Origin of the sequence: Paenibacillus sp. Soil750 (assembly GCF_001428045.1) — a bacterium.
In the GTDB taxonomy this organism is placed as follows: Bacteria; Bacillota; Bacilli; order Paenibacillales; family NBRC-103111; genus Paenibacillus_E; species Paenibacillus_E allorhizoplanae.
The window spans coordinates 652,356-666,197 of record NZ_LMSD01000001.1 but is presented as its reverse complement, the minus strand read 5'-3'; the positions used below and the strand labels follow the sequence as shown (position 1 = coordinate 666,197).

The following is a 13,842-nucleotide window of genomic DNA, read 5'->3' as shown; positions in this document are numbered from 1 at the left end:
CTTGCAGAAAAGGAAAAAAGCACCGACGGTTAGTCAGTGCTTGGGTTCAATCTTTTCGATGCGCTCACAAATGTCATGCAACCAATCATAATCCCCTGTCAGTGAGGCACAGAGCGATAAATTTTCTAATTTTAATCGATTCCATACATAAGTCGCGTTCGCTTCCATGCATAGCATTAATTCCTCTTGCTCGCCTCGAGTTAGCTCTCGGGCTCTACGTAGTGTCCATAATTCCGCCATACGTTGATGAACGGCTAACATCATTCTTAGCCCCCTGCCGGGTGGAGTCGCTTTCATTAGCTAGTATAGACAAACTTAGAAGACTCGAAACAGTGTCCTACTCTCTTTGTCGTCATTGCTTTTTATGTGAAAAAGGAAGAAAGCAAGAGAGCTCGTCCACTCTCTTGCTCCTTCTTGCTCTCAATTGGGTACGATCATTAAGGAATATGAACAACAGCAATTTTATCAATTGGGAAATAGAATACAGTACCAGCACCATTAGCAATAACAACATTGCCATTTTGGATACCTAGAAATCTACCTTGATGATTTGGTGTAGTGCCAGCATGAATCGTAATAACCGTACCAAGTCCAACATGAGCCAAAGTAGCATATACGGAGCAACTCATTGTGTTTTCCTCCCTTCAAACTTTATATGATATCGTATGCTAGTTCTTTATTTTTGGTATAGACAAATGAATACTAGGATTCGTATATTTTGAGAATAGTAATCTGACGAAAGGTATACAAACGAAAAATAACCCCTTCAGTCTCAATTCTCATTGAGATCGAAAGGGTTATTGGTTTCTAGCTATGCAGAGGATACTTCTTCAGAATCACTAGCGGAATCCGTGCCTTCTAGGAAGAATTGCACGAGCTTTGCATGTTTTTTCAACGATTTCTCGTGAATGAGGTTAATTTTCCCATTATCCAACGAGCCAAATACATAGATTAACTCTTCATTGTCATGTGACCAATCGAAGCCTTCTAGCAATTGTAAGGACTGCGTCCACTCATCATTATATTCGCCATTCGGGAATAAGAATCGATTCGCATACAGGGCAATACTTTCCTGAATCACACGGTTCGCGGATGTATATTGTGCCAAACCTGGCTGCTCTGGCATCATTGGTAGAATCGTATTGAAGAATTGATGCAAGATTTCAACATACGTCGATGGATCATGTCGAATTTTACGTTGCAGTTCATAAGAAGGCTGCATTCTACCCGAGAACAGCATCGTCGCCGTTGCATACAACCAGCTGAAACATGTAAAGTTACGGTTAAAAGAGGTCAAGTTACTGCGTCTCTCCACACCCGCCGCCTTCAGATACACATTGTGATCTACGACCTGCTGAATAACTAGATTAAGCGGATCAATGGAGTCAAAGGAATGACCGAGTTCTTTACTAACCAGCTGCACTTTGGAGTTGATGTCACCAAATAACTGCTGCTCTTCTTCCTCCGTTAAGCCGATATAAATTTGCACAGCAAGCTGTGTTTCCATCAGGTCCAAACGTCTACCCTCAAGTTGATTAATCGTGCCTTCTGTTTCCTCAACCTCTTGCTTAATCTCCGCATCGTCACTAAACTTCCGTTGCTTAATCTTCAGCAGAGCCAGCTTCTTCTCATAGCGTCGTACTTCTTTCTGCATCTGATCGTTCACATAGCCAAGTGCTAGAATCCGATGCTGACCATCTAGGATGGAAAGCTTAGAGCCGTGTCGCAAGAGGAATTCCTTCGCTCCCTTAGAGAGTTGGTTCACTTCGCGAAGCGATAAGGTAACAGGACCGAAGAACACATGGTCCAATTCGCGTTCTTGCAAATAAGTCGAAATCTTCCTGCGCTGCATGTTACTCAGCTTCCGTTGAACCATGGGATCGATCATCGTATAGTTCAGCAGGTCCTGAACGCGCAAAGCTACAGTCGCGAGACCGAACTTTTCGCAGAAAGGATGGATAGTCATTTTTAGGCGTAATCCTTCCATTAGCTCACGTCCTCCTTATTCGCAAAACTAGCTTTATAGTCTTCTGCATCACTGATTAGGAATGCATTCTGATCTTGATAGAAGCTCTTAATGTGGTTGTAAGCTTTCATGATACGTGTACGTCTTGGGAGACGATCCTTCTCTTCTCCAGCATAAATACTGTTCCAGTTGACATGCGGCAATATTTTCAAAGCATGCTCAAGTGCATAGCGATTAAAGCTGCCTGTTTTCGTCGCTTCTTCATGCATGAAGAGGGCTAACGCAATTTGGATATTCTCAGACCACACAATTTCACCCTTAGTCGGTGATGGCAAGTGTGTCAATAATCCGTTAAAGTAGCCGCCTGCCAGCGAAATAAGCTCCTGCAAATCTTTGTCCGCATATTGATAGTTGTTATTACGAGCAGCCGATTTCATTCGTCCTTCAAACAATCCCACTAGAATTTCAATCAACAAATGGTAGGAGAATAAATACTCCGGCGATTTGCCACGCTCTGAGAACATATCCACAGTTAGCTTCTGCATCGCAGGCGCTTTCGCTGCTAACTCTGTAGCTGCCACATGATAGAACCGGCGTTGATCACGAAGAACAGCCAAGTTGCCACCAAGCTTACGAGGAAGCTTGTTAATATCGGAGAATAATTGACGTTCTTGACGCGCATTAATGTCTAGATAGGTCATTGTTGAGATTGGGAACGCATATAACCGACGCAACTTCTCCGTAATCTCATCCATTTTGTCATATTCACGACGATCTTTCGCTCGTGCCATCTGACTTTGCAATGTTTCCATAATCCGTTGGAAAGCTGCCAAGCGATGCTGACCGTCAACGACATACAATTTCTCAATCGGCTGTAAGCGAAGGGCTTGATGGTCCTCATCGTAATGTCCTGCGCCTCTTGCTGAGAAAATGATGCCAGGGAAATAGATTGGCTGGCGATCTTCCAAATATAAATTCACATAGTCAATTAACTTTGAGAGGTTCCGCGGAATAATCGCACGTTGTACTTCTAAATCCACCTCAAAAATAGAAAATAGTTTGCTAATAGGTAATGTAGCAGCGATTGTCGCTTGACCGAACGTCTGTCCTAAAATTCCGGGAATCTCTACGTACGATGACGGCTTCTGTTCAGCTAACAGCTCCGATAGTGAAGAAATGGCATCCATATACTTACCCCTTTCAACGTATAAATTTTCTCAATCTTATACCTAAATATGTCTCTCATTCTCCTATTTTTACCAAAATCTCTAACTTTCATTCTAAGGTCCGAAGCCAATCTCCTATTCGCCTTGCTGCCTCAAGTAATCGAGCTTCTTCTTGCACTAAAGCAATACGGACAAATCCTTCTCCTTCAGCGCCAAATGCATCGCCAGGAATAACAACAACACCTGTCTGAAACAACATTTCCCGGGAAATTTGTCGAGACGTCCACCCCTTAGGGACTTCCGCCCAAATAAACATTGTTGCTTTTGGTGGTGGAATGATCCAACCCGCATCATTTAATGCCGAAATAAATGAATTTCGTCTTTTCTCATACATACTTGAGACAGAATGATCGCTTTCCATATCTTCTTCTAATGCTGCAATACCTGCTGCTTGTATAGCCCCAAATACCCCGTAATCAATATTCGATTTCAGCGTCTTCAGTGCCTTAACTGCATCTGCATGACCGGTTAGAAATGCGATGCGACAACCTGCCATATTGAAGCTTTTCGATAAAGAATGGAATTCAATAGCAACCTCCTTAGCACCTTCAATCTCCAAAATGCTCATGGGCTTATAGCCGTCAAAAGCCATTTCGGAATAGGCAAGATCATGTACTATAAGCAAATCGTGCTTCTTCGCATACGAAATCAAATACTCAAAGAAAGCATGATCTGCAACAGCAGACAACGGATTGCTTGGGTAGTTTAGCAAGATGAATTTCGCCTTAGCAGCCACGTCATCTGGGATGTCCTCTAGTTGCGGTAAAAAATGATTTGCTGCACGCAGCGGTAGTAAATAGGGTTCAACCCCTGCCAAGACAAGGCTTGCCGAATATATGGGATAACCTGGATCAGGGACAATGGCCATATCCCCAGGATCACAGAGAGAAAGCGCTAAGTGAGCAAGCCCATCTTGTGAGCCCATTAAGGTTAAGATCTCAGTTTCAGCATCTAGCTGCACACCGAATCGATACTTATACCATTTGGCTACCGCTTCGCGAAAGGCCAAACTCCCTTCGGATGTTGGGTAACCGTAATGTGTAGGATTACGAACTGCCTCTGCCATTGCTTCCAAAATGCGATCTGAGGGAGGCTGGTCAGGACTTCCTATACCTAAATCTATGACGTCTACCCCTTGGTTCATAACCTCTCTCTTCCATTCAGCAACTTCCGAAAAAATAGCCGAGCCTAGCTGCTGCAGCCGTCTGGATCCTTTAAATGTCATAGATAGCTTCCTCATTATGTGAAATGTGATGTTAGGAAATGATGCCGACCTGATGAACGAGTCTTATCATATAGAGCAAAAACAAGATTAATACCAAATAAGAGATCCCAAACTTCCAGCGGGTCTTAACGGGTACGTCATAATAGCTTTCTTGCATCCCTAGTGGTGAGTATTCCACTTGAACCTGGAGGCCGAGATGCAAGCCATCCTCTTTATTCATGCGTTCTGCTTTTACTAGTTGCACTCGCTTAACAATCGCCTGCACAGGCAAATATGCGTGCCCTTCGAATCCAATCGCATGCCATGACATAATCAAAGTTTGTCGGCCCGCACCTGGTCCTTGCAGCTCCGAATAGGTGATATAGTCCAAGTCACGTGTATGGCTTTCACCTGGGATCATATAGCCTTGTTGCAGCAAATGATTAGCCGGAAATTCGAATCGTGTAGCGACAGTTACGCGTTCTTCTTTATGGCGATACCGCACATATTTCTTGTATAAATCCCAGGCAAACATCGCCCAGATGATCAAGAAAATAATCTTACTCGAAAAGTAACTATCGAGATACACAATAAGGATGAGCCCGCCAACTAAGCCAACCAACCATAACCAGCGTGTTACGGCTGTTGAGATTCGTCCGCCGTCCAAGGGATGTATTGGCAGCAAGTTGATCAGATTCAGATAAAAAGCAGCGTAGGCAACGGAAACGATCACTGCTGAATCAAAATAAACACCTACACCAAAAGCGGCAACGCCTCCAAGAGTCCCCAGAACAGGACCTCCTATACCTATAAAGGCTTCCGTTGCTGCATCAGTTGGATTCTTTTTCATCGTGATCAACGCACCGAGGAATGGGATGAAGACTGGTGCCGAGACGGGTAACCCCTTCATCTTCGCTGCAAGCACATGACCTAACTCATGGATGAGGATCATAAGTACCAGACCAATGGCAAACGGCAATGGCGCCAGGTAAGCGTAAGCCCAGATCGTGATAAACATCGAGATGACAGCGCCGCCAATTTTCCCAAACTTCAAAGCGGCAAGCAGCAGCTTGCCTTGTGATAAGAGGACAGCGATAAATCCGCCAATGGCTAATGGTGACTTCTTGCGTGTTGGTTTCTGGTTGTCTCCCACGTCCTTATCACCCTTTCGCCCAAACATCCTCAAACACATCTTCTTTGAAGCCTACGGTCACTTTATGTCCATCCGTTACAATAGGTCGCTTAATTAATCGCCCATTCGAGGCTAGCAAATCAAGCATTTGTTCTTGTGACATACCTGGCAGTTTGTCTTTCAAATTCATCTCTTTGTAGACATCACCTGATGTATTGAAAAACTTCTTAATCTCAAAACCACTTAGCTTAAGTAATTCTGCAAGTTCTATCGCTGAAGGTGGCGTTTCAAATAAAGGGACCTGCTCTGTAATCTCAATTTCATGTGCTTTCAGCCACTTTACAGTACTCCTACACGTCCCACATTTATCGTAACCATACACTTTAACTCCCACGTTGTAATAACTCCTTTATGCTGTATGTTGATCAAATAGAACTACTTAAAATTTTGGGCTAATTATGAAGGAAAGTCAAGTAATTGCAAAGAAAAACCATCCAAAAATTGGCATGGTTTCGGTTTTATTACCTTTTTTCATCTAACCATTGCTCAAGTTGAGATAAATCGGCAGGTAATGGCGCGTTAAATTCGGTCCATTCCCTTGTACCTGGGTGTACGAAGCCCAGTTTATACGCATGAAGTGCTTGACGAATCAAGCGTTCGCCAGCTTCTAGTTCAGCTGCAAGCTCCCCGTACTGAGGCAATGTGTACATCTTATCCCCCAACAGTGGATGGCCCAGATGGCGCATATGCACACGAATTTGATGCGTACGCCCCGTTTCCAGCCAAATTCGGACAAGAGCAGCTTTCTCGAATTGTTTCACGACCTCATAGTGGGTTACCGCACGGTATCCGTCAGGCCTAACAATACGCACATGCGGCTGCTCGTCATCACGATCAATGGGCTCATCGATCGTTCCTGTAGGCGCAGCAACCGTACCCCAGACGAAGGCGAGGTACTCTTTTTTCACGAGATGCTGAATCATTTGTTCAGAAATTTGTTGGTGCACATAAGGTGTTTTCGCAATGGCTAGGACACCCGAAGTTTCTTGATCCAATCGATGCACCGGGCGGAAACGGCACGTAATCCCTGCTTGCTGCCAGTGGAAAACAACGCCATTCGCAATTGTATTCACATAATGACCATGTGTCGGATGGACAATGATGCCCGCATCTTTAGCTAAGATGAGCAGATGCTCATCTTCATGTAGAATGTGCAGCGGAAGCTCCTGAGGCAGAATATCCTCCGATTGCTCTTCCTCCATCCGAATTTCTACACGATCGCCAGCCTTCACTTTGATATTGATGTATTGCCTTTCCCCATTAACCGTAATCCCACGCTCTGTAAGCTTGATTCGAGATAACAATTTCCGTGAGACCATCAATCTTTTTTGGAGCACCGTTTTGAGAATGAAGCCTTCTTCCTCTGGCGGAATAACGTATACTAATGGTTCATAGTAGCTCATGATTTACGTTTAAACACCTCAGCACTGCGTATATATTCTACATCAGCAATTCCCTCTCGGAAGTTCGCTGTGCGAGCAATCGTGAAGAAAAAGTCCGATAATCGGTTCAAATAGCGGCGCACCTCGGGATTAATCTCCTGTGTACGGGCTAGTGTAACGACAAGACGTTCAGCTCTACGGCAAACCGTACGACATACATGTAACGTAGAGGATACGGTCCCGCCTCCAGGCAAAATAAAACGAGTGATATCTGGCGTCTCAGCATCATATTTATCAATCCAAGCTTCTAACGCATCTACCATATCTGCCGTTACTTTATAAGGACGCAAATCCTGCTTCATCAGTGCAAGATCTGAACCGCAATCGAACAGCTCATGCTGAACTTGCAGCAAATCAGGCAATAAATCCGGGTATTTCTGCGGATCCATGAAACTCATCGCTTGACCTAGAAAGCTATTCAGCTCATCCGTCGTTCCATAGGCCTCGACACGATCATCATCTTTGTCCACACGACCACCAATCACACCGGTTTGGCCAGCATCTCCCGTACGCGTATATATTTTCATCTTAAAACCCCTCCCGTTTCGTAGGATGTGTTACATCCATCATCTCATAAACGCGCTTCATATCCAAGTGAGCTCGTACATGGTCAGCCAATCGATCAAATGCAGCTTCCCGGCGCTCCTTATAACGTAGTCCTTGTAAGATTGGGGATAAACCCTTTTGTAATCGAATCTGGTTCAACCAAGCTCTACGGAAATCATCATTGTGCAAAATACCATGGATATAGGTTCCCCACACACGGCCATCTAGCGAAACGGCTCCGTCAGGATGCAGGGAAGTTTCATGAGGTTCCTCTAATTCCGTGCTTAATTGAGGAGCTATTTGAAAAGGAGGTACGTTTTCATGCACATATTGCGTCCTGCCCATGTGAATTTCATAGCCGTCGATCACAAAGTTCGATGCGAAAAGCGTGCTGGCACCTTGTACCCTTACCGTTCGTTTATCCGGTGTGAACACCGTTTCTGTCGGAAGCAGCCCTAAGCCTTCAAGCCTAGCATGCTCCGATTCGTACCTGCCAGGATCCGAGAGTGTGACACCTAGCATTTGATAACCTGCACAAATACCAACAATCCAACCTTTGTCCTCATGAGCAAAAGAAACTAATCGCGCAGCCAGTCCCGACTCCTTCAGATAGTGCAAATCTTCCATCGTATTCTTACTTCCTGGAAGTAAGACGACGTCCGGCTCTCCCCATTCAGCTAAGGAATCAATATATCTGAAATGAATGTCGGATTCTTCTTGCAGCGGATCAAAATCTGTGAAGTTCGAAAGACGAGGCAAACGAATGACTGCAACGTCCAATTGATCTGATTTTTTTCCTTGATGGTTCGTAGACCTTCTGCTTTGCGTACGTTTGGAATCGAGTGATGCTGAGTCCTCGTCCTCAATACCAAGCTGGTGCAAATAAGGAATAACGCCAAGCACTGGCTTCCCTGTGCGCTCTTCCAGCCAATCCAAACCAGGCTTCAGCAAGCTGACATCCCCGCGAAATTTATTAATAATAAAGCCTTTCACCCGGTCTCGTTCCTCTGGGGTCAAGATTTCAAGCGTACCCACAATGGAAGCAAAAACCCCACCACGATCAATATCAGCAACCAGCAGCACCGGTGAATCTGCCCAACCAGCCAGCCTCATATTGACGATGTCGCGATCTTTCAGATTGACTTCCGCCGGACTTCCTGCCCCTTCTAGAACGACAATGTCATATTCGCTTCGCAAGCGTTCTAAAGCATCTTTCACGATCGCTTCCGCTTTTGGCAAATAAGACTCTCTATACGCCCGTGCATCCAAATCTGCATAAGGCTTCCCATGAACAACAACTTGAGCGACCATGTCTTGTTTAGGTTTGAGCAGAATCGGGTTCATATCTGTCGTAGCGACAATTCGGCAAGCATCTGCTTGCACACCTTGCGCTCTGCCTATTTCTTTGCCATCGAATGTGATGTAAGAGTTGAGGGACATATTTTGCGATTTAAAAGGCGCTGTCTGCCAACCGTCCTGCACAAAAATACGGCATAAGGCCGCCGTAAGAATACTTTTGCCAACATCGGAAGCTGTGCCTTGAATCATGAGAACTGCTGACTTTGATTCACGCATGGCCTGTACCTCCACTCCTTGTTAAATCATTCATCATCCTGCGTAAGGCTTGTAGTAAACCCTCATTATCCTCGCGAAGACGAATGGCTACGCGACAATAACGTTCATTCAACCCTTCGAATAATGAAGCATCCCGAATTAGAATTCCTTGGCGCCCCATATACTTTTGAGCCTGTTTTACACTAATCCCACTCGACACAGGAAATGAAAACAACAAGAAGTTCACATCACTTGGTACTACTTCCAAGCCGATATGACGCAGTTGCTCTATCAGCCAAGGCTTCTCGACGTTCAGCCACTCCATTGTGGACTGTTCGAACGCTTCATCTCCCAGCACTGCAACCCCCATCTGTTGAGCGAGATAATTCACACTCCATTGTACCTGCTGCTGTCGCAATTGCTGGATAAGATCAGGGTGAGCTACCATAAAACCTAAACGAATGCCTGGGATTGAATAAAATTTCGTCATTGAACGGATCACAATCAGGTCTTGGTTTGTTGAGGCAAGTTTCAGCAGCGAATGTTCAGACTCCTGTGGAACAAAATCCATAAAAGCCTCGTCGAGCACAAGCTTACGCCCACTCTGAAGCAGATTGCTTAGCACGTTGCGAGGAATCAGTTTACCTGTCGGATTATTGGGATGCCCGAGGAAAAACAAGTCAACTATTGGCAGCGCTGCTTCGACATCTTGCCATTGTAGTTCAAATTGATGCTCAGGAAGTAAGGAGATATTCGTTAGCCTGCCACCCGTTTTGTGAACCGCTTCCTCATACTCGCTAAAAGATGGCCTAGCAAGCCCCGTCACGCTTGGCTTCACTACCCGGATGATCAAATCAATCAGCTCTGCGGCACCATTTCCAACTAAAATACTCTCTGGATCAATCTCATATTTCTGAGCTAGTTTTCGGCGAAGCTCACGCACCGCAGGATCTGGATATTTGACGATATCGCGCCAGCTCGCTGTTAGAATCTCCTTGACCACCTCAGGAGGCCCAAGAGGATTCATATTCGAGCTGTAATCCAGAAACTGTTCCTTAGGCAGATTAAAAGCTTCTTCCGCTGTCCACAGATCACCTCCATGTCCATAACGCTCTAACATAATGGTCATTCCTTTCACGAAAAGATGACAGATCCTATCCTACATACCAAAGATGATAATGACAGCTAACAACAGCACGCTCTCCAGCAGCTCATTTAAAGCGCCATATGTATCTCCTGTAAGTCCGCCAAGCTTGCTGCTGATATAAGCTGCAATTCCGCTTCCAACTAACGTGGTGATGGCCATAAAGCTTATAACAATACTCCAGTTCGGTAACGAAATTGTGTAGTTATTGTAAATGCATAGCGTAGTCGTTAATAGGGCTACTAAAAGAGATACTGTGACATGCTTGCTGTTAACACCACGAAACAGACTGCCTAACCCCGAATTCGGCCTTGCATAAGGCCAGATTCGAATGGCTGCCACCATAAACCAACGACTCCATATCGGCACGATGGCCAGTAAGAGAAGCATGTTACCTCGTTCCCCTGCTTGGTTGGCATCCAGTATGGTATAGAGCAAGGAAAATTTTAGTAAAAGATGCAGGACGCACACAATAACGCCCATTGCACCCACGCGGCTATCTTTCATAATCTCAAGCATTTGCTCGCGAGGACGGTGACTGAGAATCCCATCTGCCGTATCCATTAGGCCATCCAGATGCAGTCCGCCTGTGAGAATGACCCATAACGTTAGGAGCAGGATGGATGCTGGCATGGTTGGCAGCACGTGGGAGAGCCCAGTTCCCGCCAACAGGAGAAGCAGTCCGATTATGAAGCCAACAAGCGGGTAAAACATAGAGCTGCGCTGAAATACGCGCTCGGTATAATCAATCTGCACCGGAATCGGCAGACGCGTTAGGAATTGAAATGCGGCTACACAGGCTCGCAGCCAGTCTACCAAAGCATGAGTACGACGCACAGGAGTCCTCCCATCACTACAAAACTGACGCCGTAGAGCATGCTCACGGCGTTCACGATATCCCGCTGCGTTCGCGGACGCAGCGGCCAGCCCAAGCGGGCGCGCTCACTAGCCGCGCCGCCATAGACGTTCAGCCCGCCGAGTTCGATCCCGAGTGCCCCGGCTACCGCCGACTCCGGGATCCCGCTGTTCGGGCTGGGGTGTAGATGCGCGAAGCGGCGAATCGCCGCCGCCGCGCGCGGAGCTGAGAGGCCCGGCTTCGCCAGGGCCACGAGGATCAGCAGGATCCCGGTGAGCCGCGCCGGGATCCAGTTCAGGGCGTCGTCCCAGCGGGCCGACGCGGTGCCGAAATGACGGTATCTGTCATTTCGGTAGCCGACCATCGAATCCAGCGTATTCGATGCACGGTATAGCATCGCCAGCGGGGCACCGCCGATGAGCGCATAGAACAAGGGCGCGATGACCGCGTCCACGATGTTCTCCGCGACCGTCTCCACGACGGCTCGCGTGAGCTCCTCCTCGTGGAGCGCATCGGTATCCCGGCCAACGATGTAGCCGGTGTACTTGCGAGCATCCACGAGATTGCCCTCACGCAGCGGATTGTAGACCAGATACGCAGCATCCTTTAAGCCTTTGATCGCCACCGTCGTGGAGATGAGCCAGGTTGATACTGCGTACCCTAGCCACGGATGAATATCATTTGCGAAATGTACCAGCACAAGAACCACAATAAAACTCAGTGTAATTGTGGACAGCATGAGTAGGAAGCCCTTCAGGCGCAGCCACTTTGGATGGTTACCTTCTATGGGACTCGATATATCTTCTCTCGGATGCAGTCTATCTTCTACCCAGCGGATCCAGCGTCCAATGAGTATAACGGGATGCGTGGGCCATTTCGGATCACCAATCAGCCAGTCTAATGCTATTGCAGCAGCCGTCATCCAGACGATTTCCTGCCATGTATATATCCACATAAGGGCTTCACCATTCCGTACTTACTTCTCGATTAGTCTAAAATATAGGCATTACTTTTTAATTCGATCGGAATACCGACCGTAACCAGAAAAACCTGCAGACAGACTTCAGCTACACGCTGATTCATCCGTCCAGCCAAATCTCTGAATTGACGGCCAAGCGGGTATTCCGGCACAATACCGTCGCCCACTTCATTCGTAACTAAAATAAGTTGTCCACTGTAGGAGGACACGACATCCACGAGCTCGTCAATTTGATTGGATACGAGTTGAACTGCATGGCTCTCCTGCTCGTAATAGAGCAGCCAGTTCGTCAGCCAGAGTGTCAGGCAGTCCACTAACACCACGGCATCCTCGCCGCTCTCCTGAAGCTGCGTGAGACAGTCTCGCAGCGCATACGGCTCCTCCCGGGTTTCCCAAGGGAATCCCGAGTGAAGCCTCGTCTGCTGGTGCAGACCTACCCGCTCCTTCATTTCCTCATCGTAGATGTGGGAGGTCGCGATGTAAACCCCACGCTCGCAGCGATGCATCGCCAGCTTCTCCGCAAAGGAGCTCTTGCCGCTGCGCGCGCCGCCCGTTACCAGAACCGCCATCGTGTTCGCCTCCTTCTCTCTGCTTGTTACTCCCTCGAAACGCCTGCGCTTTCGAAGGTCGCCATTTCCTTCATGATCTTGCCTGCGGCATCGATCAAGTTGAACACAAGCACTGCGCCTGTGCCTTCGCCAAGTCGCATATCCATCTGCAGCATCGCTGCGAGGCCAACCGACTCGAGCACCTTCGCATGCCCCTGCTCCTGCGATAAGTGCGAGGCGAGCATGTAGGACGCGCTTAGCGGAGCTAATCGGATCGCCACAAGCGCTGCGGTCGACGAGATGAAGCCGTCGACGACAACCGGGCAGCGATGCTTCGCTGCGCCCAAGATCACTCCAACGAGACCGGCGATCTCCAATCCGCCGACCTTACTCAACACCTCAAGCGCATACTCACCACTTGAGCCTTCTTCTGCACTTGCACTTGCACTTGCACTTGCACCAGCACTCGCTCCTGCCCCACGCTCACGTAACCCATTCACGTCCAGCGCCGTATTCACAACCGACTGCTTATGCAGCCAAGTCGTATCATCAATGCCCGTTCCACGGCCTACAGCAAGACAAGTGTCTAATCCCGTCAACGCGCACAAAATCGCTGCGCTCGCCGTTGTATTACCAATCCCCATTTCGCCCGTAGCGAAAAGTCGGTACCCTTTTGCCACTAAATCGTCCACAATTTCACTGCCAGCTACTATCGCTTGGGTCGTCTCCTCCAAGGTAAGAGCCGCTTCCTTCGCCATGTTGCGCGTGCCTTTTCTAACTTTGCGAGAGACAAGATTCGGATGCTCCAAATCTGCATTAACCCCCATATCCACACAAACTACATCAGCTCCGGCATGTCTAGCAAGAACATTAACAGCAGCCCCGCCATATAGGAAATTAAGCACCATTTGCGGTGTCACTGCCGCTGGGAAGGCACTGATGCCTTCCTCACAAACACCATGATCACCAGCCATGACAATAACCGCTTTTTTCTCAAAAGTCGGCATCACTTCACCTGTAATCCCAGCGACTTGGCGTGCGATATCCTCAAGCTTTCCCAAGCTTCCTTGCGGCTTCGTCAATTGATTCAAATGGTTATTGGCTTGAAGAGCCACCTCTTGATGGATCGGTTCAATCGCGTTAATCAAGTTATGTAAATTGTTCATTATCATCTTCCTCCGGACT

The 13,842-nt window shown here is 47.3% G+C and carries 15 protein-coding genes; all 15 read right to left on the bottom strand.

The window, feature by feature from the left end; genetic code table 11:
• Positions 1-33: 33 nt before the first annotated feature.
• Positions 34-264, bottom strand: a complete 231-nt coding sequence (locus ASL11_RS02950) for a DUF7667 family protein (protein WP_235550349.1) — start codon at positions 262-264, stop codon at positions 34-36.
• A gap of 173 nt (positions 265-437) precedes the next feature.
• Positions 438-629, bottom strand: a complete 192-nt coding sequence (locus ASL11_RS02945) for a hypothetical protein (RefSeq protein WP_056609441.1) — start codon at positions 627-629, stop codon at positions 438-440.
• Positions 630-811: 182 nt separating this feature from the next.
• The gene (locus ASL11_RS02940) at positions 812-1,987 is read right to left on the bottom strand and encodes a DNA sulfur modification protein DndB (protein ID WP_056609439.1); all 1,176 of its coding nucleotides are present in this window, start codon (positions 1,985-1,987) and stop codon (positions 812-814) included.
• Positions 1,987-3,153: a DNA sulfur modification protein DndB gene (locus tag ASL11_RS02935; RefSeq protein ID WP_056609438.1), complete on the bottom strand. Its 1,167-nt coding sequence runs from the start codon at positions 3,151-3,153 to the stop codon at positions 1,987-1,989. The genes ASL11_RS02940 and ASL11_RS02935 overlap by 1 nt, the downstream gene beginning before the upstream one ends.
• A gap of 88 nt (positions 3,154-3,241) precedes the next feature.
• Complete coding sequence (locus ASL11_RS02930) at positions 3,242-4,417, bottom strand: aminotransferase class I/II-fold pyridoxal phosphate-dependent enzyme (protein ID WP_056609436.1); 1,176 nt, start codon at positions 4,415-4,417, stop codon at positions 3,242-3,244.
• 31 nt (positions 4,418-4,448) lie between these two features.
• Positions 4,449-5,549 carry a site-2 protease family protein gene (locus tag ASL11_RS02925; RefSeq protein ID WP_157256785.1) on the bottom strand — a complete coding sequence of 367 codons (1,101 nt, stop codon included), beginning with the start codon at positions 5,547-5,549 and terminating at the stop codon, positions 4,449-4,451.
• Positions 5,550-5,556: 7 nt separating this feature from the next.
• Positions 5,557-5,922 (bottom strand): arsenate reductase family protein, encoded by a 366-nt coding sequence (locus tag ASL11_RS02920; RefSeq protein WP_056609432.1) that lies wholly within the window; start codon positions 5,920-5,922, stop codon positions 5,557-5,559.
• 127 nt (positions 5,923-6,049) lie between these two features.
• Positions 6,050-6,991 carry an RluA family pseudouridine synthase gene (locus ASL11_RS02915; RefSeq protein WP_056609430.1) on the bottom strand — a complete coding sequence of 314 codons (942 nt, stop codon included), beginning with the start codon at positions 6,989-6,991 and terminating at the stop codon, positions 6,050-6,052.
• Complete coding sequence (locus ASL11_RS02910; protein WP_056609429.1) at positions 6,988-7,557, bottom strand: cob(I)yrinic acid a,c-diamide adenosyltransferase; 570 nt, start codon at positions 7,555-7,557, stop codon at positions 6,988-6,990. Before ASL11_RS02910 ends, ASL11_RS02915 begins: the two co-directional genes overlap by 4 nt.
• A 1-nt stretch (position 7,558) precedes the next feature.
• The gene (locus tag ASL11_RS02905) at positions 7,559-9,151 is read right to left on the bottom strand and encodes a cobyric acid synthase (RefSeq protein WP_056609427.1); all 1,593 of its coding nucleotides are present in this window, start codon (positions 9,149-9,151) and stop codon (positions 7,559-7,561) included.
• Positions 9,144-10,250: a threonine-phosphate decarboxylase CobD gene (gene cobD, locus ASL11_RS02900; RefSeq protein WP_056609424.1), complete on the bottom strand. Its 1,107-nt coding sequence runs from the start codon at positions 10,248-10,250 to the stop codon at positions 9,144-9,146. Before cobD ends, ASL11_RS02905 begins: the two co-directional genes overlap by 8 nt.
• A 39-nt stretch (positions 10,251-10,289) precedes the next feature.
• A complete protein-coding gene (gene cobS / locus ASL11_RS02895) occupies positions 10,290-11,111 on the bottom strand; it encodes an adenosylcobinamide-GDP ribazoletransferase (RefSeq protein ID WP_056609422.1) in 822 nt (273 codons plus the stop codon).
• Positions 11,087-12,085, bottom strand: coding sequence for an adenosylcobinamide-phosphate synthase CbiB (cbiB, locus tag ASL11_RS02890; protein ID WP_056609421.1), 999 nt, complete (start codon positions 12,083-12,085; stop codon positions 11,087-11,089). The genes cobS and cbiB overlap by 25 nt, the downstream gene beginning before the upstream one ends.
• A 32-nt stretch (positions 12,086-12,117) precedes the next feature.
• The gene (gene cobU / locus ASL11_RS02885) at positions 12,118-12,678 is read right to left on the bottom strand and encodes a bifunctional adenosylcobinamide kinase/adenosylcobinamide-phosphate guanylyltransferase (RefSeq protein ID WP_056609419.1); all 561 of its coding nucleotides are present in this window, start codon (positions 12,676-12,678) and stop codon (positions 12,118-12,120) included.
• A 26-nt stretch (positions 12,679-12,704) separates the two neighbouring features.
• The gene (locus tag ASL11_RS02880) at positions 12,705-13,823 is read right to left on the bottom strand and encodes a nicotinate-nucleotide--dimethylbenzimidazole phosphoribosyltransferase (protein ID WP_056609417.1); all 1,119 of its coding nucleotides are present in this window, start codon (positions 13,821-13,823) and stop codon (positions 12,705-12,707) included.
• Positions 13,824-13,842: the final 19 nt, after the last annotated feature.